Raw genomic sequence first — 25,867 nt, forward strand, 5'->3', positions numbered from 1 at the left:
CGCCCGCCGCCCGCCGGGTGACAATGGGTCATGCTCAGATGGGAGTACGCGCTGCTGGTGCGCCGTCGCCAGCCGACCGCCTCCGACCTCAGCTGGGAGGTCGTCTTCGTCTGGTACGGCCCGGACGGCTCGATGACCGACGTCACCGCCTACGGCGACACCGCGCTGGCGCACCTGAACCGGGCCGGTGACCAGGGCTGGGAACTCGTCGGGATGAGCGAGGACCCGTCCCTGGCGGGCCACAACGAGCTGCACCGCTACCACCTCAAGCGGCCGAAGGCGGCAGGTGCGCCCCGGCAGCGCATCCGGGCCGTCGGCCGGCCCACCCGCCGTGCCGGCGGCTGACCCGGTCGGCGCTGGCGAAACAGATCGGGTGGTGTGCCGGGCCGGGAAGCGGGTAACGGCCGGCGGGAGGTGGCCATGGTCGCGTTGGCGCAGGCACCGCCCTCGGCCGAACGGCTGCGGGCGCTCGACGGGTTCCTCGATGCGGCCTGGGCCGAGCAGGCCCGTCACGACGAGCGGTTACGTGGGCTCGCCGTGGCGGTGCGGTTCGACCGGGGCGTCGCCCACCTGAGCGGGGAGGTGCCCGGACCGGAGCAGTTGCGGCTGGTCCGCGAGCTGGTCGGCCGGCTGGCCGGGGTGTACGGCGTGTGGGGGCGGGTGCGGGTCGACGGCCGGGACCCGGTGGTGGTGGACCTGGGCTGCGGCGGTCAGAAGCAGTACCCGACGAACCTGGGGCTGGACATCTTCCCGGCCGCCGGGGTGGACGCGGTGGCCGACCTGTCCGGGTCGCTGCCGCTGGCCGACGACTCCGTCGACGTGATCTTCACGGTGCACATCCTGGAGCACCTGATCGACTTCCTGCCGCTGGTGGACGAGTGCCACCGGGTACTCCGCCCGGGTGGCGTGCTGCACGTGATGAGCCCCTGGTGGGGGCATGTGAACGCGGTGGCCGACCCGACCCACGTCCGGCTGCTGGACGTACAGACGATCAAGGGGGTGTGCGGTCAGCGCCCGCCGGGCGCCCCGCGCTGGTATCCGCTGCACGCCGGCTGTGACGGCGCGTCGATCTTCGCCGATCTGACCCCGCTGCCCGCCGACGCGCCACCGGTGTCCCCGGCCCACCTGGCCCGCTTCTTCGACTGACCAGGGGCGACGCCACCCGACCAGGGCCGCCCGGCCGGGTCAGGTGGTGCTCTCCCGTGGGGTCAGGCGGTGCGGGGCGGTGACCTCCCGGGCGGGTGCGTCCCGGTCGCCGGCCAGCCGCCCGGCGAGCAGGTCGACGGCGAGCCGGGCGATCCGTTCCTTGTCCGGGCTGACCGTGGTCAGGGTGGGGACGCTGAACCGGCCGTCCTCGATGTCGTCGAAGCCGGCGACGGCGACGTCGGCGGGGACCCGTAGGCCGGCCTCGTGCAGGGCGCGCAGCGCGCCGAGGGCGAGGGTGTCGCTGAAGCAGAAGACCGCGTCCGGGCGGGCACCGGAGGCGAGCAGGTGACGCATGGCGGCGGCCCCGTCGGCGCGGTGCCAGGCCGGCGTGGCGGCGACGAGGCGCTCGTCGTACCCGATGCCGGCGTCGGCCAGGGCGGCGGTGTAGCCGGCCAGCCGGAGGCGGGCGCCGGCCCCCTCGGGGGTGTGTTGCGCGCCGACGGCGGCGATCCGGCGGCGGCCGGGACCGATCAGGTGGGCGGTCATCTCCCGGGCGGCGGTCACGTTGTCGATCACCACGTGGTCGGCCGGGCCGTGGTCCGTCCGTTCGCCGAGCAGCACCATCGGCAGTTCCAGGCCGACGAGGTCGTCGGCGGGCAGCGACAGCGGGCTGAAGATCAACCCGTCGATCATGTGGTCGCCGACGCCGGCCGCAGCGACCCGTTCCCGTTCCCGGCCACCGCCGGTCTGGTCGATGAGCACGGTCCAGCCGTGGTCGGCGGCGGCGGCGACCACGTGCCGTGCCAGCTCGGCGAAGTACGGCACGTCCAGCTCCGGCACGGCGAGGGCGATCACGCCGGTACGCCCCTTGCGCAGGTTGCGGGCGGACAGGTTGGGCCGGTAGTGGAGTTCGGCGATGGCGGCCTCGACCCGGGCCCGGGTCGCCGGCCGGACGTGCTGGTAACCGTTGACCACGTTCGACACCGTCTTGACCGACACCCCGGCCCGCTCGGCGACGTCCTTGAGGCGGTGGCGCACGTCCCCGCTCCCTCCCGCGTCCGCCGTGGACGGTGGCGCGCGACAGATCCTTTACAACGTTGGTGACAACGGTATACAAACGCGGGGCAGCGCATTGACCGTAGTCGTTCCGAGCAGCTCAGGGAAGAGGTGGGCCCGTGCGTGCAGCGCGGATGACGATCGACCCGGCCTTCACGATCGGCCCGGTGGACCGACGGCTCTTCGGTTCCTTCGTGGAACACCTGGGCCGCTGCGTGTACGGCGGCATCCACGAGCCGGGGCACCCCGCGGCCGATCCGCTCGGCCTGCGCCGCGACGTGCTGGAGCTGACCCGGGACCTGGGTGTCGCCGTGGTCCGCTACCCCGGCGGCAACTTCGTCTCCGGCTACCGCTGGGAGGACGGCGTCGGCCCGGTCGACGACCGCCCCCGCCGACTGGACCTCGCCTGGAAGACGATCGAGACCAACGCGTTCGGCCTCGACGAGTTCATGGCCTGGGCCACCGCTGCGCAGGTCGAGCCGATGATGGCGGTCAACCTGGGCACCCGGGGCGTACAGGAGGCGTGCGACCTGCTGGAGTACGCCAACCACCCGGGCGGCACCCGGCTGTCCGACCTGCGCCGCGCACACGGCGCGCAGCAGCCGTACGGGGTGCGGCTGTGGTGCCTCGGCAACGAACTGGACGGCCCCTGGCAGGTCGGCCACAAGACCGCCGAGGAGTACGGCCGGCTCGCCGCCGAGACCGCGCGGGCGATGAAGCTGATCGACCCCTCGATCAGCCTGGTCGCCTGCGGCAGTTCCGGCCGGGGCATGCCCACCTTCGCCTCCTGGGAGGCGACCGTGCTGGAACACACCTACGAGCAGGTCGACTACGTCTCGGCGCACACCTACTACGACCCGACCGACGGCGACCGGGCCAGCCTGCTCGCCTCGGCCGTCGACATGGACCAGTTCATCAACGAGGTCGTCGCCACCGCCGACCACGTGGCCGCCCGGCTGCGGCAGAGCCGCAAGCTGAAGATCTCCTTCGACGAGTGGAACGTCTGGTACCAGTCCCGCGTCCAGGGCGACCTGGACCGGCGCGGCTGGGTCGAGGCGCCGGAGCTGCTCGAAGACGACTACACGGCCGTCGACGCGGTGGTGGTCGGGGACCTGCTGATCACCCTGCTCCGGCACGCCGACCGGGTCGGCGTGGCCTGCCAGGCGCAGCTGGTCAACGTGATCGCCCCGATCCGTACCCGCACCGGCGGGCCGGCCTGGCGGCAGAGCATCTTCCACCCGTTCGCCTTGACCGCCCGGTACGCCACCGGCACCGTGCTGCGCACCGAGCCGGTCTCGCCGCACTACGCCACGAAGCGGTACGGCGACGTGCCGGTGCTGGACACCGTCGCGCTGCACGACGAGGAGTCCGGCGCGTTGACCGTGTTCGCGGTCAACCGGGGCACCGACGACCTCCCCCTGGATCTCGACCTGCGGGGGCTGTCGGGGCTGCACCCGGTGCAGCACCTCGCCGTCGTCGCCGGGGACGACCCGGACGCGGTCAACACCGAGGCCGAGCCGGACCGGGTGACCCCCCGGGAGCTGCCCACCGGCACCGTCGACGGCGACCGCTGCGCCGTACGCCTGCCGGGAATCTCCTGGAACCTGCTGCGCTTCGCGCCGCGCCCCTGACCCCGACCGTTCCCCGGCGGTGGGCCGGCCCGCCATGCCGGCCCCCGCAGTGCGCCGCCCCTGCCCGCCGGAGCGGGCCGGGCGCCGGGCCCGGTCGCAGGCCGGCCGGCCCCGGGCGGCCGACGGGTTGGGTGCCGGCCGGTGGCTCCGGCCGGCACCCTCCGGGCGGTCAGGCCGAGGCGGGTTCCTTGGCGCGCTCCTCGGCCTCCCGGACGGCGAGGCGGTTGCGCCGGTAGCCGTAGCAGAAGTAGACGACGCCGCCGAGCGCCATCCAGACCAGGAACCTGATCCAGGTCTCGACCGACAGGTTGAGTGTCAGGTAGAGGCAGGCCAGCGCCGTGAAGATCGGCAGCACCGGGGAGAACGGGACCCGGAACGGCCGCTCCAGGTCGGGGCGCTTGCGGCGCAGGATCGGCACCGCGATCGAGACGATCATGAAGGCGCAGAGCGCGCCGATGCTGACCAGATCGGCCAGGGCCGACAGCGGCAGGAACCCGGCGAGCACCGCCACCACGACCGTCATCACCGCCGAGATCCGGTACGGGGTCCCCCAGCGCGGGTGGATCTTCGCCACGGCGGGCGGGAGCAGGCCGTCCCGGGAGATGGCGAAGCCGATCCGCCCCATGGCCACCAGGTCGACCAGGATCACGCTGGTCAGGCCGGCGACGGCCGCGATGGAGACGAGCACCCCGGCCCAGCCCGCGCCGACCGCGTTGAAGGCCGCCGCGATCGGGGCACCCCGGTCGATCTCGGCGTACGGCACCATGCCGACCACGACCAGCGAGACGGCGATGTAGAGCGTGGTGGAGATCAGCAGGGTGCCGAACAGACCCAGGGTCAGGTCCCGCTTGGGCCGCCGGGTCTCCTCGCCCAGGTTCGCCACCGCCTCGAAACCGGTGTACGCGAAGAAGACCACGGCGGCGGCGGTGAGCACCCCGACGAACCCGAAGACGGAGGGTTCCAGCCCGAACAGCGCCTGGGTGACCGGCTGCTTGATGCCGTCGTCGCCGGCACCGGCCGGCTCGGCCGGCGGGATGAACGGGGTGAGGTTGGCCGCCTTGACGAAGAACAGCCCGGCGACCACGACGAAGACGCAGATGCCGACCTTCACCAGGACCAGCAGGTTGGTGATCCGGGCCGACTCGCGGATGCCGACGATGGCGACCACGCCGAGCAGCAGCACGATGCCGATCGCCCCGAGGTTGACCACGCTGCCCTCCTCGGCGAACCAGGTGCTCGGCAGGCCGAACAGTTCGGCGAGGTAACCGGACCAGCCCCGGGCCACCACCGCCGCGCCGAGCGCGAACTCCAGCAGCAGGTCCCACCCGATGATCCACGCGACGATCTCGCCCATCGTGGCGTACGCGTAGGTGTAGGCGCTGCCGGCGGTCGGCACGCTGGACGCCAGTTCGGCGTAGCAGAGGGCGGCGAGCAGGGCGACCGCCCCGGCGATGGCGAACGAGATCACCACACCCGGGCCGGCGCTGTCGCGCGCCTCGATGCCGGTGAGGGTGAAGATGCCGGTGCCGATCACGATGCCGATGCCGAAGCCGGTGAGGTCGCGGGCCCCGAGTCGTCGTTTCAGACCGGGGGTGCCGTCACTGCCGTCGGCGTTGCCCTGGGCAACCACGTCCTTGATCGGTTTGGTTCGCAGCACGGACACTGCGCTCACCCCTCCCACCACCGCGACCGCCCTGCTGACGGCCGGTGCCGGGCGTTGCTACCCACCCCGACCCCACCCCAATCACCCCACCCCATCCACGCCCCGTGCCCCGATAACCACTTTCGGTCACCCCCCACCCGCATCCCCTCACCCACCCCTTGCACCGACACCCCCGAGTATGAAAATTTCCTCCCATCCCCCCACCCACCCCGCCACTTCCCGCCACCCTTTCCTCCACCCCTCCCTCCCTCCCCCACCCACCCACCCGTCCTTGGTGATCAAGAGCTTTGCGTCAATCCCGGCGCGTCCGCTGACGCAAACCTCTTGATCGACTGACGCAAAGCTCTTGATCACCGGGCGGGGCGGGGGCGGGCGGGGGGGAGGCGGAAGGGCGAGCGGCCGGGGGTGTCGGAGGCGGTAGGGCGAGCGGCGAGGGAGGCGGGCGGGTGAGGCGGGACCGGAGGAGGGAGAGCGTGGTGAGCAGGCTCGGGATCGGTGTGGTCGGGTTGATGCTGGTGGTGGTCGGTGGGCTCGCAGGGAGCGGGCCGGCGGCGGCCACCGGCGGGGCGACCGGGACGGCGGCGGCTACCGACGGGGGCGGCGGTGCCGCGACGGTCGGGCCGGCCGCCGGCAGCGCCACGGCGGGCGACGCCTGCGTGGTCGATCCGGCGTTGCCGAAACGGCAGTTCCGGGCCATGTGGATCTCGTCGGTGGTGAACATCGACTGGCCGAGCGCGGGCTCCCGCACCGCCCCCGACCGGGTCGCCGCCCAGCAGGCGGAGTACCGGGGCTGGCTCGACCTGGCACAGCGGCTGCACCACAACGCGGTGGTGGTCCAGGTCCGCCCGACCGCCGACGCGTTCTGGCCGTCGCCGTACGAGCCGTGGTCGGAGTACCTGACCGGGGTGCGGGGGCAGGACCCGGGCTGGGACCCGCTGGCCTTCCTGGTCGCCGAGTCGCACCGGCGGAACCTGGAGTTCCACGCCTGGTTCAACCCGTACCGGATCTCCATGCCGGCACCCGGGGGCGCGGGCCCGGACCTGGGGCAGCTCGCCCCGGACCACCCGGCCCGGCAGCACCCGGAGTGGACCTTCGCCTACCCGCCGGCCGGCGTCGCGGGCAGCCGGCTCTACTACGACCCCGGGGTCCCGCAGGTCCGCGAGTTCGTCCAGACCGCGATGCTCGACGCGGTACGCCGGTACGACCTCGACGGCGTGCACTTCGACGACTACTTCTACCCGTACCCGAGCGGCACCTGGCCGGTGCCCGACGACGCCACGTTCGCCGCGTACCACCGGGGGTTCACCGACCGGGCCGCCTGGCGGCGGGACAACATCGACCTGCTGATCCAGGAGATGGGCGGCCGGATCAAGGCGGTCAAGCCGTGGGTGAAGTTCGGGGTGAGCCCGTTCGGCATCTGGCGCAACGCCAGTGTCGACCCGGCCGGCTCGGACACCACCGGCAGCCAGTCGTACGACATCATCTCCGCCGACACCCGCACCTGGGTCAAGCGGGAGTGGATCGACTACATCGTGCCGCAGCTCTACTGGTACATCGGCCAGTACCCGGCCGCCGACTACGCCCGGCTGGTGCCGTGGTGGGCGCAGACGGTACGCGGCACCCGGGTGCAGCTCTACATCGGCCAGGCGGACTACAAGAGCGGCGACCCGGCCTACGGCACGTACTGGATGAACCCGCAGGAACTGTCCGACCACCTGACGCTGAACCGGTCCTACCCGGAGGTGCTCGGCAACGTGCACTTCTCCGCCGTGCAGGTGCGGGCCGACCGGCTGGGCGCGACGAGCCGCTACGCCGCCGCGCACTACTCCCGTCCGGCGCTGGTGCCGACCATGGCGCACCTGCCGGCGAAGCCGCTGCTGCGCCCGGCGCTCACCCGCGCCGAGCGCACCGCCGACGGGGTGCGGCTGCGCTGGCGGCAGCCGGCGGACGGGAAGGGCCCGCTCGGTGCCGCCACCTCGTACGCGGTCTACCGCTTCGACGGGTCCGGGCCGGTCGACGGGTGCGACCGGGCCGACGCCGCGCACCTGGTCGGCACGGTCCGGGCCGCCCCGGGGCAGCCGCAGTCCTGGGTGGACGGCTCCGCCGAGCCCGGCCGGACGTACACCTACCAGGTGACCGCGCTGGACCGGTCGTGGAACGAGAGCGCCGCCTCGCCGGCCCGGGTGGTGCGCTGATCGACCGCGGACGCCCCGGGTGCCCGCGCACCCGGGGCATTCGTCTGTTTCGACGCATGTCACCAATACGTCGCCTCCGCCACGCCCCACCGACGAGAGATTGATCGAGACTGATCGAATTCCGGTTACCAGCCGGTGACGCACCGTACCGCCCATCCCGCGGAGGAACCCGTGTCCCGTCGTCTCGCCACCGCCCTCGCCGCCGGCACGTTCGCCCTGCTCAGCGTGCTCGGCGTCGGCTCGCCCGCGTCCGCCGCGGTGAGCACCTCGCAGAAGCTCAGCGTGCTCGGCAGCTGGACCCAGACCAGCGCCAGCAGCTACAACGCCTGGAACGCCGGCCGCCTCAACCAGGCCGCCTGGGCCGACTACGGCTTCGACTGGTCCACCGACTACTGCTCGTCGAGCCCGGACAACCCGCTCGGCTTCACCTTCAACCTCGCCTGCTACCGGCACGACTTCGGCTACCGCAACCACAAGGCGATGGGGATCTTCTCGGCCAACAAGGCCCGCCTGGACAGCGCCTTCTACGAGGACCTGAAGCGGGTCTGCGCCACCTACAACTCCGTCGTCCGGCCGGCCTGCACCAGCCTGGCCTGGACGTACTACCAGGCGGTCAGCATCTTCGGTTCGGTCGCCGCCGTCTCGCCGGCCGACCTCGACCGGGCCGCCCGGATGAAGGCCGACGCCGAGCGGGCCGCCGCCCGGCGCGGCTGACCGCCGCCCGCCGCCCAGCCGCCGTGCCGTCCGGGCGACCCCGGACGGCACGGCGGGTCAGGCCCACTCCTCCCGGCGGTCCGCCTCACGACGGCGGACCGGCCGGGGCGTCACCGGGCCGGTCGCCCGGAACCGGATCGAGTCGGCCGCCAGGTCCGGGTGCTCCACCGCGAACGCCAACGCCGCCGCCTCCTCCAGGCCCAGCTCACCGCCCTCGCCGTACGCGGCGTCGAAGGCCGCGTCGCCGAGGACGCGCCGCAGCTCGGCCTGCTGCTGGAGCCAGTACGTGCCGTAGATGCCGGGGGTGCCGCGCAGCCGGGCCCGGGTGGCCTGGGCCGCACCGAACAGCCGGGCCGCCGTCAACGGCTCCCCACCCAACGCGCAGCGCACCGCCACCGCGTTCACCGTGTCGCAGGCCCGCCCGTGGTAGCCGTGCCCCATCCGGGCCCGCAATGCCACCAGCAGGTGCTCGTGCGCGGCCACCAGGTCACGCCGGGCCAGCGCCACCATGCCCAGCAGCATGTCCACCGAACGGCACCCCCGCTCCACCGGGCGGCCCGCCTCCACCGGCCGGGCCCGCCCGAGCAGCTCCGCCGCCTCGACCAGCGCGCCCCGCCGCCACAGCAGCTCGGCCAGGTGGTAGACGGCGAGCAACGCGTCCCCACCGACCTCCTGCTCGTTCGCCCAGTCGATGACCTCCCGGCAGACCCGCTCCGCCTCGGTGAACTGCCCCATGTCGACAAGCGGCACGGCCCGCCCGGCGAGCACCCGGGCCAGCAGCCCCGCGTCGCCGGCCTGCCGGGCCGCCGCCTCCGCGCGCTGCGAGAACCGCAGTTCCTCGGCGAACTCGCCGTCCGCTCCGGCGTGCAGCGAGTGCAGGTGGTACGCCGCCGCCAGCTCCGCCTCGGGGATCGCCTCGCCGGTCTCGGCGATCCGCCCGTACAGCCGGAACAGCCACAGCCGGGCCTCCCGGGACAGCCCGCGCTCCCGCCACCACTGGTCCAGCCCACCGGCCAGCCGCAGCCCGGCCCGGGCACTACCCCTGGTGGCCGACCAGCGCAGCGCCGAACGCAGCTCACCGGCGAGCGGGTCGACCGCGTACAGCGACAGGGTGACCGGGCGGCCGTCCGCCCCCAGGTGTGCCCGGTGCAGCGCGTGCTGGGCCCAGGCCACGTGCCGGTCCCGGGCGGCCTGCTCCTCACCGGTCTCGACCAGCCGACGCGCCGCGTACGCCCGGATCGGGTCGAGCATCCGGTAGGTGCTGCCCGAGGCGTGCGGCTCGGCCAGCACCATCGACTTGTCCACCAGCACCGACAGCGGGTCGAGCGGGTCGTCACCGATCAGCCACTCCACCGTGGCCAGGTCCACCGGCCCGGTGAAGACCGCCAACCAGTGCAGCAGCCGGGCCGCACGCGGCCCCAACGTCCGGTACGACCAGGTGACCGTGGCCTGCATGGTGAGGTGCCGCTCGGTCGCCGACCGCTGCACCGCCCGGTGCGCGGGGCTCGGCGGCGTCTGGCCCGAGGCTGCGGCGACCAGGTCCACGGTGTCCTGCTGGTTGCCCGCCCAGCCCCGCTCGGGGGGCCGCTCCGGCACGCCCCGGCCGGCGTCGAGGGTGCCCAGCATGTCGTCCAGCCGGGCCGCCAACTGGCCTGCGGAGAGCACCCGCAACCGGGCCGCGGCCAGCTCGATCGCCAACGGCAACCCGTCCAGCCGCTGCACCACCCGGCGCAGGTCGGCGGCCTCCGTCCACTCCGGCGGCCGGCCGCCCCGGGCCGCCGCCGTACGGTCCAGCAGCAGCGCCACCGCGTCGCTCTCCGTACGCCCCGGCTGCGGGTCGACCGCCAGCGGCGGAATCCGCCACACCACCTCGCCGGGCAGGCCGAACGCCTCCCGGCTGGTGGCCAGCACCCGCAGCCCGCTGCCCCCGGCGAGCAGCCGCGAGATCACCTCGGCGCAGGCCGCCGGCTGGGCGTCGCAGGTGTCGAGCACCACCAGCATCCGCCGGACGGCCGCGTACTCGACCAGGGTGTCCAGGATCGGGCGGCCCGGTTCCGGCCGGGCCCCGAGCACGGCGGCGATCGCGAACGCCACCAGCCCCGGGTCGGTGACCGTGGCGATGTCGACGAACCACACCCCGTCCGGGTACGCCTCCACCTGGCCGCCCGCCACCTCGACAGCGAGCCGGGTCTTGCCGGCGCCACCCGCGCCGACCACCGTGACCAGCCGCTGGCGGCGGATCAGCAGATCCAGCTCCACCCGCTCGGTCTCCCGGCCGACGAACGAACTGACCTGGGTGGGCAGGTTGTGCGCCAGCGCCTCGGCGGTGTTCGGGCGGGGGAACTGCCGTTCCAGCCCCGGCGCGACGAGCTGGAACAGCCGTTCCCGGTCGTCGAAGCCCCGCAGCCGGTGCAGGCCCAGGTCGATCAGGGTGGCCCCGGCGGGCAGCGGGTCGGCCAGCCGCGCGGTCGACGCCGAGCAGAGCACCTGCCCGCCGTGCGCGGCGGCGGCCACCCGGGCGGCCCGGTGCACCTCGGGGCTGGCGTACTCGCCGTCGCGGGGTTCGGCGAAGCCGGTGTGCAGTCCCATCCGTACCCTCGGCGCGGCCTCCGGGTTGGGCCAGTCGTGGGTGGACAGCGCCCGCTGCGCGGTCAGGCAGGCGGTCAGCGCCGCCGACGCGTCCGGGAAGGCGAGGAAGAAGGAGTCCCCCTCGGTCAGCAGTTCCGCACCGTCGGTCTCGGCCAGGGTGTCGCGCAGCAGCCGGCGGTGCTCCCAGAGCACCGGGCGGTAGTCGGACCCGAGCAGTTGGGCCAGCCGGGTGGAACCTTCGATGTCGGTGAAGACGAAGGTCACCCAACCGCTCGGGAGGTGCATCCGTGGCGACATGCGTGGACCTCCGCCCCTGACGTCGGGTTCATGCTGCCCTATGGTCGACCGGTCACGCATCGTAAGAACGGTCGGGCGATATCGGACCCAAGGGGTCACTGGTCCCGGCGCACCGGTGCGCCGAACCGTTACATCGGGCCACCTCCGGCGCGGTCGGCAGCCGGCCCGGTCAGATCAACAGCCGCAACCGCCGCCGCAACAACCACCGCCGGAGGCGGGACCCGCCGGGGCGCCACCGGCGGCGGAGCCGCCCCCACGGCCGGTGACCGCCACGGTGGACAGCAGCTTGACCGTGTCGGCGTGACCCTGGGGGCAGTCGGCCGGGGCACCGGCGTCGGCCATCGGTCGGTTGACCTCGAAGGTGTCGCCGCAGGCGCGGCAGCGGAACTCGTACCGGGGCATGGGCCCACCCTACGGCCGGACCTGACTCCCTGGCCGACATGGGTGATACTCAAACGGTGGTGAGCGGCGAAGATTCGACGGAACGGCCCCTGCGCGCAGCGACCCCGCCCGAGGACGTGCCCCCCGCTCCGCGTCGCGGCTGGCTCCCCCGCCCCCGCCGGCCCCACCACGACGCCCTCACCCCGCCGGCCGCCCCGACCGCCGACGGCCCCGCCGCAGATCCTCCCCCGTCCGCCGAGCCCGCCGAGCAGGCAGCCCCGGGCGGAGGGACCGGCCCCGCCACGGAGGCCGACGGGACCGGGAACACCGGCACGGGTGACACGGCCGGGTCCGGGGCGAAGATCGGTCGGCGGCGGCGGGTGCCGTTCGCGCACGCCGTCCGGCTGCCGCCGCCCCGGCAGGCGGTGGGGGCCGCGACCCGGGCCACCCGGGCCTGGTCGCGCCGCCCCAGCGGCCGGTTGACCCTTCCCGGCCTGTTCCTGTTCGCGCTGGTCGCGGCGACCGCCGCGGTGGGCGCGGTGGTGGTGCCGAGCGCGGTCCGGGCACCCCGACCGGTGGCCGTGGACGACAGCGCCTCCGCCGGTCCCGAGGTCCCGTCGGCCGGGCCGACCACCGGGGTGCCGGTGTTCCCGGGCGCCACCCCCACCCTGCCGCTGGGCAGCTTCCCGTCGGCCGGGGCCGTGCCGAGCGGGCCGGTCGTACCGCCCGCCGCCGGCCGGCCCGCCGACGCGCTGGGCGACTGGGCCCGGGTCACCGGCAGCAAGGTGGGCGTCTCCCCGACCGCCATGCAGGCGTACGGCTACGCCGAGCTGGTGCTCGCCCAGACGAACCGGAGCTGCCAGCTGAGCTGGACCACGCTCGCCGCGATCGGCTACGTGGAGTCCCGGCACGGGCAGGCCAACGGCGCGACCCTCGGGGCGGACGGCCGGGCCGTACCGGAGATCATCGGTGATCCGCTCGACGGCAAGGGCGGGCGGTCCCTGATCCGGGACACCGACGGCGGGCTGTTCGACCGGGACACCGTCTACGACCGGGCGATCGGGCCGATGCAGTTCATCCCGACCACCTGGGAGCAGGTCGGCGCGGACGCCGACAACGACGGTCGCAAGGACCCGCACGACCTGGACGACGCGGCCCTCGCCGCCGGGAACTACCTGTGCCAGGGCGGCCGGAACATGACCATCCCCGGCGACTGGTGGGGCGCCATCCTCTCCTACAACGACGTGCGCCGCTACGCGCAGGACGTCTTCGACAAGGCCCAGGAGTACGGGCGCGCAAGCCGTACGTGAGGTGATCGTTCGCATACATTGGCGGACCGGACACTTCCCCCGAAGAGCCGTTGACGGCAAGCTAGACGCGTGATGGTGCGCGAATGGGACCCCCGAACCGCGTCGTCCGCCGAGATCGGCTCCGTGCTGGACACGCTGAACGCGGTTCTCGCGGCCGACCTCCCGCAGGACCCGCCGTGGCGGGAGGATTCGCTGCGGGAGTACCTCTCCGAGGTGATGCCCGGCGAACGACGCATCTCCTGGGTGGCCCACGCCGACCCGCCGGCCGACGGGGGTCCCGCCCCGATCCTCGGGCACGTGCACGTGCTGCTGCTCGGTGACATCGGCGTACTGGAGGTGCTGGTGCACCCGGCGGTACGCCGCAGCGGGCTGGGCCGTGAGCTGGTACTGACCGCCGCCCGCCGGGTCTACCAGGAGGGCTTCCGGTCGATCGGCGTCGAGGTGGTCGGCGACACCCCGGCGATCGGTTTCTACTCGTCGCTGGGCTTTACCCGGGAGTACGTCGAGACCCGCAGCGTGCTCGACCTCGGCACGGTCGACTGGACGGCGCTGACCGAGATGGCCGTCGCCGTCGACCCGGGCTACCACCTGGAGTTCTACCCGGGCGGGCCGTCCGACGACCTGATCGAGGCGTACGCGCGGGCGAAGGCCGAGGTCCGCGACGTCGAGGACGGCGAACTGCGCCCCAGTTCGTACGATCCGCAGCGGCTGCGGGACAGCCTCGACACGCTGCACCGGCGGGGCATGAAGCCGTACATCGTGCTCGCCCTGCACGAGCGCACCGGCGCGGTGGCCGGCCTGACCGAGGTGGTGGTGCCGGTCCAGCACCCCACCCGCGCCGACCAGTACGACACCATCGTGGTGCGTGACCACCAGGGCTACGGCATCGACCGGGCGATCAAGGCGCGGATGCTGCTGGAGCTGCGGTCCGCCGAGCCGGAGCTGACCGAGGTGCAGACCTGGAACGCGCAGGCCAACGAGACGATGCTCAAGGTCAACGCCGAGCTGGGCTACCAGCCCGACCGGGACTGGTGCGAGTACAGCGTGGACGTCGCCGAACTGGTGCACCGCCTCGACGCCCACCGCTGAGCAGGGCCTTGCGGCGGCACCCGCTCGGGGGCGTTGGGCAGCACTGTCGCGAATTCACCACATCGCCGCCCGGGGGATGGACGGCGGACAGCGACGCACCTTAACGTGCGTTGGTTCCCGTCCACCCATCGTGGAGGCCCCATGCGCCTGCGCCGCAGATTCGCCGCGCTCGCCACCGTCGCCGTCGTCGCCGTACCGGTGCTCGGCGTCGCTCCCACCGCGGCCACCGCCGCGCCCACCGACCTGTTCATCTCCGAGTACGTCGAAGGCTCGTCCAACAACAAGGCGATCGAGCTGTTCAACGGCACCGGCGCACCGGTCGACCTGACCGCCGGCGGCTACCAGCTCCAGCTCTATTTCAACGGGTCCACCACGGCCACCACGATCGCCCTCACCGGCACCGTCGCCACCGGGGACGTCTTCGTCTTCGCCGCCGCGTCGGCCGGCCCGGCGATCCTCGCCCAGGCCGACCAGACCACCGGCGCCAGCCTGTTCAACGGCGACGACGCGATCGTGCTGCGTCGGGGTGCCGTCGTGCTCGACGCGATCGGGCAGGTCGGCGTCGACCCGGGCACCGAGTGGGGCAGCGGGCTGACCAGCACCGCAGACAACACGCTACGCCGGCTGCCGTCGGTGTCCAGCGGGGACACCGACCCGTCCGACGCGTTCGACCCGGCCACCCAGTGGGCCGGCTACCCCACCGACACCTTCGACGGGCTGGGCGCGCACACCCTCGACGGCGGCGGCCCGGTCGACCAGCCGGCCGTGCTGACCTGCGGCGGCACGTTGACCGTCGAGGCCGGCGGGACCGGCACCCGCGACGTCACCGGCACCGACCCGGACGACACGATCGTCGACCTGGCGGTCACCTCGGTCAGCCCGGTCCCGGCGGGCGGCACGATCAGCCGTACCGCGTTCACCCCGGCGACCGCGCCGGGTGGCACGGCGACCGCGACGGTCACCGCCACCGGCCTGCCCGCCGGCACCTACACGGTCACCGTGACCGCGACGGACGCCGACGGCGGCACCGCCACCTGCCCGCTCACCGTGCAGGCCAACGGGGTGCTGTCGGTGGGCCAGGTGCAGGGCCCGACCCGGGACGACGAGAACCCGCGCACCGACCGGTCGCCGCTCGCCCCGCCCTCCGGCACCGGCACCAGCCCGCTGCTGTACGACGTCCGGGGCGTGATCACCCAGAAGTCGCTGACCCGCACCTCGGCCGGTGCCGACCAGTACGGCTTCTACCTGCAGAGCCGCACCGGCACCGAGGACGGCGACCCGCTCAGCTCGGACGGCATCTTCGTCTTCATGGGCGCGTTCACCACGCTGATCGGCGGCTACGCGCCGACCGTCGGCGACGAGGTGGTGCTGCGCGGCCGGGTGTCGGAGTATTTCGACCAGACCCAGCTCTCCGGTGCCTCGCTGGTCCGCCGGCTCGACACCGGGCTCGACGTGAACACGGCCGTGACCGTGGACGACGCGGTCCCGCCGGCCGACGCGACGGCGGCCGACCGGTTCTGGGAGCGGCACGAGGGGGCCCGGCTGCGGGTCCGCAGCGGGTCCGGCGTCACCGGCCCCCGGGACGTGTTCGGCTCCACCGCCGACTCCGAGGTGTGGGTGGTGGACCGGGCGGACCCGCTGCTGAAGCGCGCCGACCCGTACGCCCGCCGGGTGTTCCGGGACACCCACCCGCTGGACGACGTGCCGGGGCAACTGTTCGACAACGGCAACGGGCAGCGCATCCTGCTCGGCGGCGGCGGCGTGAAGGCCACCGCCGGTGACTCGACGGCGCTGCTCCCGCCGGCGCGCACCTTCGACACCCTCACCGCCGACGCGTTCGGCGCGGTGTCGTACGGCTTCAGCAAGTTCAGCGTGCAGCCGGAGTCGCTGGCCCTGACCGCCGGGGCGGACCCGGCGGCGAACAACCCGCCGCGCCCGGCGGACCGGGCCCGGGAGGTCGCCGTGGCGACCTACAACGTGGAGAACCTGTACGACTTCCGCGACGACCCGTTCGACGGCTGCGACTTCACCGGCAACGCGGGCTGCCCGGGGGTGTCCCCGCCGTTCGACTACGTGCCGGCGGGCGAGGCCGACTACCGGGAGCACCTGACCGAGCTGGCCGCCCAGATCCGCACCGACCTGCACGCGCCGGATCTGATCCTGGTGCAGGAGGCCGAGGACCAGGACATCTGCTCGGTCTCCGGCGGCAGCCTGGTCTGCGGCACCACCGACAACGCCGACGGTGCCCCGGACACCCTCCAGGACCTGGCGCTGGCGATCCGGGCCGCCGGTGGTCCCGCCTACGCGGCGACGTACGACCGGACCGGCGCGGACGCCCGGGGGATCACCTCGGCGTTCCTCTACCGCACCGACCGGTTGTCGCTGGCTCCGGCGACCGCCACCGATCCGCTGCTCGGTTCCGCGCCCACCGTGCAGTACCGGTCGGCGGGGCTGGCGTCCAACGCGGACGTGCAGAACCCGAAGGCGCTCAACGCGGTGCTGCCGGCCGACACCGACACCTCGACCGGCAAGGACGGCAACAACGTCTTCACCCGGGCCCCGCAGCTCGGCAAGTTCGTGGTGAAGGCGACGCCCGGCGGGTCGGAGTCCTACCTGCTGTACGCGCTGAGCAACCACTACTCGTCGGGGCCGGACACCCGGGTCGGGCAGCGCACCGAGCAGGCCGCGTACGGTGCCGCGATCGTCACCGCGATCGAGGCGGCCGACCCGGACGCCCGGGTGGTGTACGGCGGGGACCTGAACGTCTTCCCCCGCCCGGACGACCCGATCGCGACCGGGGCGAACCCGACCCCGTCGGACCAGCTCGGCCCGCTCTACCGGGCCGGCCTGCGTAACCTCTGGGACGACCTGGTGGCCGACGTGCCGTCGGCGGCGTACTCGTACAGCTTCCAGGGGTCGGCGCAGACGCTGGACAACCTGTTCGTCAACGACACGCTGCACGCCGACCTGGTGCAGATCCGGGCGGCGCACGTCAACGCGGACTGGCCGGCGGAGTTCACCGGCGACGGCACCCGGGGGGCCAGCGACCACGACCCGCAGGTGGCCCGGTTCCGCAGCCAGCCGTCGCTGCGGGTGGCCGACGCCAGCGTGGTGGAGGGCGACCGGGGCACCAGCACGATGACGTTCCAGGTCACCGTGTCCCGTCCGCTGTCCCAGCCGACCACGCTCTGCGCCGCCACAGTGGGGCTGACCGCGACGGTCGTGCTGGACTTCGAGCCGTACGTCGGCTGCCGGACCCTGCCCGCCGGGCAGACCTCGCTGGCGTTCCCGGTGACCGTCCGTGGTGACCGCAAGCGGGAGGCGGACGAGAAGATCGCGTTCGCGGTGGCCGGTCCGCTGAACCTGCGGTTCGCCGACCTGCTGGCGACCGGCACCATCACCGACGACGACTGAGCGTCGCGCACCTCCGACGGCCCGTCGGTCCGGCTTCCCGCCGGATCGGCGGGCCGTCACCGTTGCGGGCGCACCACCCGGGGCGGCGGTGGCACGTTGCGGTACTTCGCCACCCGCACCTCCCACTGGCTGCGGCGGCGCATCGCGTCCCGGACGGCCCGGTTGCGGTGGAACGTCTCCGGCGGTCGGGCCAGCCCGTAGACGTCCGCCCACCACTCACCCGGTTCCGGGTCGAGAATCGTGTCCAGGTGCGACGGGTAGCGGCGGTCCGCACCGTCCCGGGCGTCGTCGCGGTCCCGCATCGGTGTGAGCACCCGGCCGAACTCGTCGACCACGGCCAGCCGGAAGCCGGCCGCCGCGATGATCCGACGCAGCAGCGCGATGCTCGGGGTGAGCGCGCCCGCCTCGATCCGCCCCACCGTGCCGTGGTGCACCCCCGCCCAGCGCGCCAGTTCCCGCTGACTCGCGTCGGCGCGCCGCCGGACCGCCCGCACGATGCCGGCCGCCGGCCAGGGCAGGTCGTACGGCTTGCTGAGGAAGGTCGGCGGCTCGTCCTCCCGTCGCCCCGCCGACCGCCCCTCTTCCCCCGCACGACCCGGCACGTCCCCGGACGCATCAGGCCCAGCGGCCGGACCGCAGGCCGACCCCGGAATGGCCCCGGAAGCCGGAACAGAACCGACGCCCGGGGCGACATGGGCAGCCGGGGTGGCATAGGCGGCTGGGGGCGCATGAGCGGCAGGGGTGGGATGGGCGGCGGGTCCGAGCGGCGGGACGGAGTCGGTCATGTCGCCACCGTCACGCCCGGCCGGGCCCCGCTGCAACCCCGCCCTCGTCACCTGTGGACAACACCGCCACCTGTGGAAAACCCTCACCCAACGACCGACCATCTCGACTACAGGAAGTGACTCTGTCGCCCGGACCGCCTCAGTCACTAGGAGTAACCCGGTGGTCGACCTCGCCGCCGCCGCCAAGATCCGCGAAATCCGCCTCACCTGCGGCAATAGGACTTCATCGGCGACCAGACCCCACCCCCATACCGACACTTTGCTCTGCTGCCCCATCCGCGACGGACACCCAGAGCAAGCGTCGCGTGGAAGGCAGCAGAGCAAAGTGTGCGAGGGAGGGTAGGGATGGTCGGGCGATAAAGTGCGGAGAGTAACCGGAGCCGTGTCGAAACCGGGCGGACGACGCCGACGAGGGCCAGCCACCCCGTGCCGGAACGGGGCAGGCGGGCGAGGCGTGGAGGGCAGCCATCCCGTGCCGGAACCGGACAGGCGGCGAAGGGCCAGCCCACCCTGTGCCGGAAACCGGGCGGCGGACGACACGGTCGAGGGTCAGCCCAACCAGCAGCCCGGCCGGTGGCAGCCGGCCGCCAGCGGCGGCGGACGCCCGTGACGGATGACGGTGGCGACCCCCGGGGCGGGTGGCGCGAACCAGGGCCGGTGACAGCGCTCAGGACGGGCTGCGGGCCCGAGGGCGGGCAGCGCATCCGGGTCAGTAGCGCTGGCGCAGCAGAGCGGCGGCCTCGACCGCCCAGTAGGTGAGGATGACCTGTGCGCCGGCCCGGCGGATCGAGGTGAGCGTCTCCAGCATCACCCGCTCGCGGTCGATCCAGCCGTTCGCGGCAGCCGCCTCGACAGTCGCGTACTCGCCGGAGACCTGGTAGGCGGCGACCGGGACGTCCACGGCGGCCCGGACCGCCGCCACCACGTCGAGGTAGGGCAGGGCCGGCTTCACCATCACCAGGTCGGCGCCCTCGGCCACGTCCAGCTCGACCTCGCGCAGCGACTCCCGCAGGTTCGCCGGGTCCTGCTGGTAGGTGCGCCGGTCGCCGTCGAGCGCCGATTCGACGGCGTCGCGGAACGGGCCGTAGAAGGCGGAGGCGTACTTCGCCGCGTACGCCAGCACCGCCACGTCGGCGTGCCCGGCGGCGTCGAGGGCCCGGCGGACGACGCCCACCTGGCCGTCCATCATCCCGGACGGGCCGACCATGCCGACCCCGGCGTCCGCCTGGGCCACCGCCATCTCGGCGTACGCGGCAAGGGTCGCGTCGTTGTCCACCCCGCCGTCGGGGGTGAGCAGCCCGCAGTGCCCGTGCGAGGTGAACTCGTCGAGACACAGGTCACTCATGACCACGGTGGCGTCGCCGACCTCGGCCACCACGTCGCGGATGGCGACGTTGAGGATGCCGGCCGGGTCGGTGCCGCCGGAGCCGGTCGGGTCCCGCCGCTCGGGCACCCCGAACAGCATGATCCCGCCGACCCCGGCCTGGACCGCCTCCACGGCCGCCTTGCGCAGCGAGTCCCGGGAGTGCTGGAGCACCCCCGGGAGCGACGCGATGGCCCGTGGCTCGGTCAGCCCCTCCTTGACGAACATCGGCACGACCAGCTCGGCCGGGTCGACGCGGGTCTCGGAGACCAGCCGCCGCACGGCCGCGTTGCGACGCAGCCGGCGGGGCCGGATCTCGGGGTACGGCATGAGGGGCCTCCCAGTACGGCTAGCGGAACCTGAGCGCGGTCGGCCCCTGCACCTTCGAACCCCGACGCTGCTTCGCCGGCATGGCGGCGAGCTTCTCCCGCAGTTCGACGGCGTAGGCGGCGAGCGCCTCGACCAGGTCGGGCACCGAGGCGTGCGGCGGCTGCACGTCGACCCGCAGGCCGAACTCCGTCGCGGTCTCCGCCGTCTTGGGCCCGATGACGGCAACCACGGTACGCGCGTGCGGCTTCCCGGCGATACCGACGAGGTTGCGCACCGTCGAGGAGGACGTGAAGAGCACCGCGTCGAACCCGCCCGACTTGATCGCGTCGCGGATCTCGGCGGGCGGCGGGGCGGCCCGGACCGTCCGGTACGCGGTCACGTCGTCGACCTCCCAGCCGCGCTCGGTGAGCCCGGCGGCGAGCGTCTCGGTGGCGATGTCGGCGCGGGGCAGCAGCACCCGGCCGACCGGGTCGAGGATCTCGTCGTGCGGAGAGAACTCGGCCAGCAGCCCCTCGGAGGACTGCTCCCCGGCGGGCACCAGCTCCGGCTGGATGCCGAAGGCGCGCACCGCGTCGGCGGTGGCCTCACCGATACAGGCGATCTTGACGCCGCCGAAGTGCCGGGCGTCCAGGCCGTGCTCGGCGAACTTCTCCCAGACCGCCCGGACCGCGTTGACCGAGGTGAAGATCACCCAGGCGTACCGGCCGTCGACCAGCCCCTTGACCGCCCGCTCCATCTGGGCCGGGGTGCGCGGCGGCTCGACCGCGATGGTCGGCACCTCGCACGGGATCGCCCCGTACGCGCGCAGCCGGGCGCTCATCGCGCCGGCCTGCTCCTTGGTCCGGGGGACGAGCACCTTCCAGCCGTACAGCGGGCGGTTCTCCCACCAGCTCAGCCTGTCCCGCTGGCCGACACCCTCGCCGACGGTGAGCACCACCCGGCCGGTGAAGCCGAGCGCCGCCGCGACGAACGAGTCCACGCTCGACGTGGTGGTGTACTGCGTCTCGCCGGTGCCGTCGCCGGTCACCCCGACCCCGGTCGCGCCGTCCACCCCGGCTGCCAGCAGGCCGTCCCGCACGGCGGCCAGGTCACCGGCGTCGACCGCCAGGGCCAGCGACCCCCGGGCGACGGCGGCGGCGAGCGCGTCGAAGTCCAGCGTGCCGACGTCCTCGACGTCGGCGGCGGTGCGTACCCCGGGCAGCGGCACCCCGGCGTAGGTGGCGACGCCCTCGGCCTGGCCGACGCCCGGCACCACCTCGAAGTGCGCGGCGGTACGCGCGACCGCCTGCACCTCCTTGACCACGGAGTCGTGGCCGAACGGGTCACCGGCGACCAGGTGCACCGCGTTGAGCCCGGAGCGGGCCGCGCTGATGAGCATCTTCGCCACGTCGCCCGGCACGCCCTCGGCGGGGCTGAACTGGGCGTCGGACCGGGCCTGGGCCCGGACCACGTCGAGCAGCGTCTCGGGGACTCCCCGGTCGTACACCACCTGGTCGGCGTCGACCAGGGCGTCGTGGGCCCGGCGGGTCAGCAGGCCCGGGTCACCGGGTCCGGCACCGACGAACGCGATGCGGCCGACGGGCTTACGGGTGCGGGTCATTCTGTGCTCCCAAATTGCTGGGTCCCCGGGCCGGTGCTTCCTTCGTGGCCGAGGATCGAGTCGGCGCCGAGTTCGAGGAGTTCGGCGGCGAGTGCCTTGCCGATCTCCGCCGCGTCGGCGGGCGTTCCGGTGCGGGACAGCCGGAGGTCTCGGGAACCGTCCGGGCTGATCACCGCCCCGCGCAGGTAGATCTCATCACCGGCGTCGCCTTCGGCGAGTTCGGCGTAGGCGGCGACCGGGGCGGAGCACCCGGCCTCCAGGGTGGCCAGCAACGCCCGTTCCGCGACGACCGCGGCCCGCGACGGTGCGTGGTCGAGCACGGCGAGCAGCTCGACCAGGTCGGAGTCGTCGGCCCGGCACTCCACGGCCAGCGCACCCTGGGCGGGCGCGGGCAGCATCAGCATCGGGTCGAGCGTTTCGGTGATCACGTCGGTGCGGCCGAGCCGGGCCAGCCCGGCCCGCGCCACGACGACGGCGTCGAGGTCGGCGTCCGGGCCGAGCACCCGGGCGAGCCGGCTGTCGACGTTGCCCCGGATCGGGGTGACCTCCAGGTGCAGGCCGAGGGCGTGCAACTGGGCGATACGGCGCAGCGCGCCGGTGCCCACCACGGCCCCCGGCGGCAGCTCGGCGAGGGTACGGCCACCGGTGGCGACCAGCGCGTCGCGCGGGTCCTGCCGGGGTGGCACGGCCGCGACGTGCAGCCCGCTCGCCCCGGCGGTGGGCAGGTCCTTGTAGGAGTGCACGGCCAGGTCGATGGTGCCGGCGGTCAACGCGTCGCGCAGCGCCGAGACGAAGACGCCGACGCCGAGGCGCTGCACCGGCGCGGACGACCGGTCCCCGGCGGTGACCACCTCGACCAGCTCGACGGCGCGGCCGGTCGCCGCGGTGATCGCCTCGGCGACGTGCCCGGACTGGGCCATCGCCAGGGCGCTGCCCCGGGTGCCGAGGCGCAGGGGGGTACTCATCGCTCACCTCCGGTGGGCGGCTGGTCGGTGTCGGTCACCGGCACGTCGGCGACCCCGAAGGAACCACGGCCGTCGACGGTCTCGACCACGTCGGGCACCGCGTCGACCCCGGCGGTCTGCGGCACCTCCAGGTCGAACAGTTCCCGCAGCAGCGCGGCGTACTGGTCGCCGCCCGGTTCGGCGGCGAGCTGGCGGACCTTGACGGTGGGCTGGTGCAGCAGCCGTTGCACCACCCGGTGCACCGTCCGGGCCACCTCGGCGCGCTGGTCGTCGCTGAAGTCGGGGCGACGCTGGGCGAGCCGGCGCAGTTCGGCGGTGACCACGTCGTCGGCGCGGCCGCGCAGGGCGGCCACGGTGGGCGCCACGTCGGCCCCGCGCAGCCAGCTCAGGAACGCCTCGACCTCGGCGGTCACGATCCGGCCGACCTCGGCGGCGTCGGCGGCGGCCGGGCCGTCGGCGAGCAGGGTGGCCATCCGGTCGATGTCGATCACCTCGACGCCGGGCAACCCGGCCACCTCGGGGTCGACGTCGCGGGGCACGGCGAGGTCGAGCAGGACCAGCGGCCCGCGGGCGGGGTCGCGGCGGTCGAGCGCCCGGGTCACCACGTCGACGGTGAGGACCGGTTCGGTGGCCGCGGTGGCGGCCACTACGATGTCCACTGTGGAGAGCGCGGGGACGAGTCCGGCGATCGGGACGGCGTTCGCCCCGTACGACTCGGCCAGCCGGACGGCCCGGTCGGCACCCCGGTTCGTGACGGTGAGCGGCCCGGCGGCCCGGCGGGACAGCGTCGCCACGCTCAGCGCGCCCATCGCGCCCGCCCCGACCACCAGGGCCGGCCGGCCGGCGAGGTCGCCGTCGAGCAGTTCGGCGGTGAGGTCCAGGGCGGCGGTGACGACGCTCTGGCCGGCCCGGTCGATGCCGGTCTCGGCGTGGGCCCGCTTGCCGACCCGCAGTGCCTGCTGCATCAGCTCGTGCAGCAGCCGCCCGGCGGTGTCCGCGCCGGAGGCCCAGTGGTAGGCGTCGCGGAGCTGGCCGAGGATCTGCGCCTCGCCGACCACCATGGAGTCCAGCCCGGCGGCGACCCGGAACACGTGGTCGACGGCGGCCGAGTCGTAGTGCACGTAGAGGTGGCTGGCGAAGGCGGCGGGCGGCGCGCCGGCCTGCTCGGCGAGGACGGCGCAGACGTCGCCGAGGCCGCCGTGGAAACCGGACACGGCGGCGTACACCTCCACCCGGTTGCAGGTGGAGACGAGCACCGCCTCGGCGACGTACGGCTGGGCGACCAGGCGGTCCAGGGTGCGGGTGAGGTCGGCGGGGGCGACCGCCAACCGCTCCAGCGTGGCCACGGGAGCGGTGCGGTAGGACGCGCCGACGACGAGCAGCTTCACGTGCCGATCGCCTCCTGGGTGTCGGGGGTCGCGAGCCCGCCGGGCAGGGCGGTGAGGGCGGAGCCGCCGGCGGCGGGCAGCGCGGTCAACGATGCCTTGCGGTGCTCGTGGAAGGACAGGATCTGAAGCTCGATGGCGAGATCGACCTTGCGCACGTCGACCCCGTCCGGCACCGAGAGTACGCACGGCGCGAAGTTGAGGATGCTCGTGACGCCGACGGCGACCAACTGCTCGGCCACCGCCTGGGCGGCCGGCGCGGGGGTGGCGATCACGCCGATCGAGATCGCCTCCTCGGCGGCGACCCGGGGCAGTTCGTCGACGTGCCGGACGACCAACCCGTTGATCATCTCGCCGACCCGGGACGCGTCCGCGTCGAACAGGGCCGCGATCCGGAAACCCCGGCTGGCGAAGCCGTCGTATCCGGCCAGGGCGTGACCGAGATTACCCACCCCGACCAGGGCGACCGCCCGGCGCTGGGTGAGCCCGAGCACGAACTCGATCTGGTCGATCAGCAGGGCGACGTCGTAGCCGACCCCCCGGGTGCCGTACGAGCCGAGGTGGGAGAGGTCCTTGCGGAGCTTGGCCGAGTTGACCCCGGCCGCCCCGGCCAGCCCCTCGCTGGAGACCGTCTCGTGGCCGGCGTCGGCGAGGTTGTGCAGGGCGCGGAGATACTCGGGGAGCCGCGCGACGGTCGCCTCCGGGAGGTCCGGGAGCGCCGGTACGGCACCGGCGCGGCCGGGCGCGCCAGGGTGACGGTGCTGACTCATGAGACTCCGTGCGGTGCGATCCTCGGCCGGCTCCGGTGCCCGCCCGTTGGGGGACCCCCGCCGGTGGCCGGGCGAGCCGGCCGTGCTAGCAGGGCGCGTCGAAACTACAGAGTAGGCGCTTGTGAAGACGTGCACAAATCGCGATCTTGCTGAATCGCGGCCCCCCTGCACCTGCTCCCCCATCCCACAAGATCGATCGGGCACGCCAGCGGTGCCGCCGCGCGATTATTGCGCAATCCCGACTTCTCTCACCAATCGCGCTCGCTCGATGACCCAGGGTGATCCGCGCCACCCTAGAGTTGAGGAGTGGTCAGGTCACGCAGCAACCGCTCCTCCTCCACCCGCCAGTAGCCGTGCTCCTTGCCGTCGAGCAGCACCACCGGCAGCCGGTCGCCGTACTCGCGCTCCAGCTCCACGTCGCCGGTGACGTCCTTCTCCACCCACCGGTCCCCGGTGACCGCCACCACCCGGTCCAGCGCGGCCTTGGCGTCCTCGCACAGGTGGCAACCGGGCCGGGTGATCAGGGCGAGCCGGGCGGCAGTGGACATCGGGACCTCCGGGTGAGGGCGGCCGGGCTCGGCCGCGACGGGGATGCGCGCGCTGGACGGACCGCTGCGCACCGGTGCCGGATGCCCGGCGGCGGGCCGGGCCCGTCCGCCCAGTCTCGCCCGTCCCCGGGTGCGGCACACCCGGGACGCCCGAGCCGGTCGCGCGGTGGCTGAGTCTGACACGCCGTCGGCCGCCCGGCCAGGCCCACACACCGAACGGTCACGCAGCGTCGACCGGACCACCCGAACGGGGCCGGCGCGACCGCCCGCGGGGGCGCGCCGGGCGGACCTGCGGACACCGGTCGCCGGGGCGGCCACGCGGGGTGCCGGCGACCACCCAGAACCCCCCTGGGCTGCAATTTCCATCAGGGAACAAGTCGCGACGTGAAAGTCAACCGACCACGACGGACAACCGGTCCGCCAGGGGTCGGCGGGCCGGGCAAATACTTTGGCCCTGTGTAACGGACTTGGCACACGCGGGTGACGTTGGCCCTATCATCACTCGGGTCGGCTCACCCCATTTGCCGTGAGTCGACACCCCTCAGCCCGAGGAGGCCCCCGTGCCTGTGCGCGCATTGGACCAGCACCTCAAGGGGATCTGCCGCGCGTCGGCACCCCCCCACACGGCCCTGCCCG

At 73.9% G+C, this 25,867-nt stretch carries 19 protein-coding genes; 8 read left to right on the forward strand and 11 right to left on the reverse strand.

Going from position 1 to position 25,867, the window contains the following annotated elements; genetic code table 11:
- Positions 1 to 30: 30 nt before the first annotated feature.
- Complete coding sequence (locus tag FJK98_RS29370) at positions 31 to 345, forward strand: hypothetical protein (protein ID WP_145921819.1); 315 nt, start codon at positions 31 to 33, stop codon at positions 343 to 345.
- Between the two features lie 75 nt (positions 346 to 420).
- The gene (locus FJK98_RS29375; RefSeq protein WP_145921820.1) at positions 421 to 1,146 is read left to right on the forward strand and encodes a methyltransferase domain-containing protein; all 726 of its coding nucleotides are present in this window, start codon (positions 421 to 423) and stop codon (positions 1,144 to 1,146) included.
- A gap of 39 nt (positions 1,147 to 1,185) precedes the next feature.
- On the opposite strand, the gene FJK98_RS29380 is transcribed toward FJK98_RS29375, so the two are convergent.
- Complete coding sequence (locus tag FJK98_RS29380) at positions 1,186 to 2,184, reverse strand: LacI family DNA-binding transcriptional regulator (protein ID WP_145921821.1); 999 nt, start codon at positions 2,182 to 2,184, stop codon at positions 1,186 to 1,188.
- Between the two features lie 152 nt (positions 2,185 to 2,336).
- Between FJK98_RS29380 and FJK98_RS29385 the strand changes: the two genes are divergently transcribed.
- Positions 2,337 to 3,833 carry an alpha-N-arabinofuranosidase gene (locus tag FJK98_RS29385; protein WP_370517098.1) on the forward strand — a complete coding sequence of 499 codons (1,497 nt, stop codon included), beginning with the start codon at positions 2,337 to 2,339 and terminating at the stop codon, positions 3,831 to 3,833.
- 169 nt (positions 3,834 to 4,002) lie between these two features.
- Here FJK98_RS29385 and FJK98_RS29390 read toward each other — a convergent pair whose 3' ends face one another.
- Positions 4,003 to 5,505, reverse strand: coding sequence for an amino acid permease (locus tag FJK98_RS29390; protein ID WP_240762417.1), 1,503 nt, complete (start codon positions 5,503 to 5,505; stop codon positions 4,003 to 4,005).
- 500 nt (positions 5,506 to 6,005) lie between these two features.
- On the opposite strand from FJK98_RS29390, the gene FJK98_RS29395 reads away from it, so the two are divergent.
- Together FJK98_RS29395 and FJK98_RS29400 are read left to right on the forward strand one after the other, a co-directional pair.
- Positions 6,006 to 7,691 (forward strand): glycoside hydrolase family 10 protein, encoded by a 1,686-nt coding sequence (locus FJK98_RS29395; RefSeq protein ID WP_145923060.1) that lies wholly within the window; start codon positions 6,006 to 6,008, stop codon positions 7,689 to 7,691.
- A gap of 171 nt (positions 7,692 to 7,862) precedes the next feature.
- Positions 7,863 to 8,405: a phospholipase gene (locus FJK98_RS29400; RefSeq protein WP_145921823.1), complete on the forward strand. Its 543-nt coding sequence runs from the start codon at positions 7,863 to 7,865 to the stop codon at positions 8,403 to 8,405.
- Positions 8,406 to 8,462: 57 nt separating this feature from the next.
- Here FJK98_RS29400 and FJK98_RS29405 read toward each other — a convergent pair whose 3' ends face one another.
- Together FJK98_RS29405 and FJK98_RS29410 are read right to left on the reverse strand one after the other, a co-directional pair.
- Positions 8,463 to 11,291, reverse strand: a complete 2,829-nt coding sequence (locus tag FJK98_RS29405) for an adenylate/guanylate cyclase domain-containing protein (protein ID WP_145921824.1) — start codon at positions 11,289 to 11,291, stop codon at positions 8,463 to 8,465.
- A 174-nt stretch (positions 11,292 to 11,465) separates the two neighbouring features.
- Entirely contained in the window at positions 11,466 to 11,693 is a 228-nt protein-coding gene (locus FJK98_RS29410; RefSeq protein ID WP_145921825.1) for a zinc ribbon domain-containing protein, read from the reverse strand.
- 56 nt (positions 11,694 to 11,749) lie between these two features.
- Here FJK98_RS29410 and FJK98_RS29415 point away from each other — a divergent pair, with 56 nt between their 5' ends.
- The 3 genes from FJK98_RS29415 to FJK98_RS29425 all read left to right on the forward strand — a co-directional run bounded on the left by FJK98_RS29415 (position 11,750) and on the right by FJK98_RS29425 (position 17,485).
- The gene (locus FJK98_RS29415) at positions 11,750 to 12,982 is read left to right on the forward strand and encodes a lytic transglycosylase domain-containing protein (protein WP_145921826.1); all 1,233 of its coding nucleotides are present in this window, start codon (positions 11,750 to 11,752) and stop codon (positions 12,980 to 12,982) included.
- A 72-nt stretch (positions 12,983 to 13,054) separates the two neighbouring features.
- The gene (locus tag FJK98_RS29420) at positions 13,055 to 14,071 is read left to right on the forward strand and encodes an N-acetyltransferase (protein ID WP_145923061.1); all 1,017 of its coding nucleotides are present in this window, start codon (positions 13,055 to 13,057) and stop codon (positions 14,069 to 14,071) included.
- A 141-nt stretch (positions 14,072 to 14,212) separates the two neighbouring features.
- Positions 14,213 to 17,485, forward strand: coding sequence for a lamin tail domain-containing protein (locus FJK98_RS29425; protein ID WP_145921827.1), 3,273 nt, complete (start codon positions 14,213 to 14,215; stop codon positions 17,483 to 17,485).
- A gap of 56 nt (positions 17,486 to 17,541) precedes the next feature.
- Here the strand turns inward: FJK98_RS29425 and FJK98_RS29430 are convergent, their stop codons facing one another.
- The 7 genes from FJK98_RS29430 to FJK98_RS29460 all read right to left on the reverse strand — a co-directional run bounded on the left by FJK98_RS29430 (position 17,542) and on the right by FJK98_RS29460 (position 25,231).
- The gene (locus tag FJK98_RS29430; protein ID WP_168222569.1) at positions 17,542 to 18,087 is read right to left on the reverse strand and encodes a helix-turn-helix transcriptional regulator; all 546 of its coding nucleotides are present in this window, start codon (positions 18,085 to 18,087) and stop codon (positions 17,542 to 17,544) included.
- Positions 18,088 to 18,979: 892 nt separating this feature from the next.
- A complete protein-coding gene (gene hemB / locus FJK98_RS29435; protein ID WP_145921828.1) occupies positions 18,980 to 19,963 on the reverse strand; it encodes a porphobilinogen synthase in 984 nt (327 codons plus the stop codon).
- 19 nt (positions 19,964 to 19,982) lie between these two features.
- Complete coding sequence (locus FJK98_RS29440; protein WP_145921829.1) at positions 19,983 to 21,563, reverse strand: uroporphyrinogen-III synthase; 1,581 nt, start codon at positions 21,561 to 21,563, stop codon at positions 19,983 to 19,985.
- A complete protein-coding gene (hemC, locus tag FJK98_RS29445) occupies positions 21,560 to 22,528 on the reverse strand; it encodes a hydroxymethylbilane synthase (protein ID WP_145921830.1) in 969 nt (322 codons plus the stop codon). The genes FJK98_RS29440 and hemC overlap by 4 nt, the downstream gene beginning before the upstream one ends.
- Positions 22,525 to 23,916, reverse strand: a complete 1,392-nt coding sequence (locus tag FJK98_RS29450) for a glutamyl-tRNA reductase (RefSeq protein WP_145921831.1) — start codon at positions 23,914 to 23,916, stop codon at positions 22,525 to 22,527. The genes hemC and FJK98_RS29450 overlap by 4 nt, the downstream gene beginning before the upstream one ends.
- A complete protein-coding gene (locus tag FJK98_RS29455; protein ID WP_145921832.1) occupies positions 23,913 to 24,683 on the reverse strand; it encodes a redox-sensing transcriptional repressor Rex in 771 nt (256 codons plus the stop codon). Before FJK98_RS29455 ends, FJK98_RS29450 begins: the two co-directional genes overlap by 4 nt.
- 293 nt (positions 24,684 to 24,976) lie before the next feature.
- Positions 24,977 to 25,231, reverse strand: a complete 255-nt coding sequence (locus FJK98_RS29460) for a glutaredoxin family protein (RefSeq protein ID WP_145921833.1) — start codon at positions 25,229 to 25,231, stop codon at positions 24,977 to 24,979.
- Positions 25,232 to 25,867: the final 636 nt, after the last annotated feature.

The organism is Micromonospora sp. HM134, assembly GCF_007833915.1.
GTDB classification, from domain to species: domain Bacteria; phylum Actinomycetota; class Actinomycetes; order Mycobacteriales; family Micromonosporaceae; genus Micromonospora; species Micromonospora wenchangensis.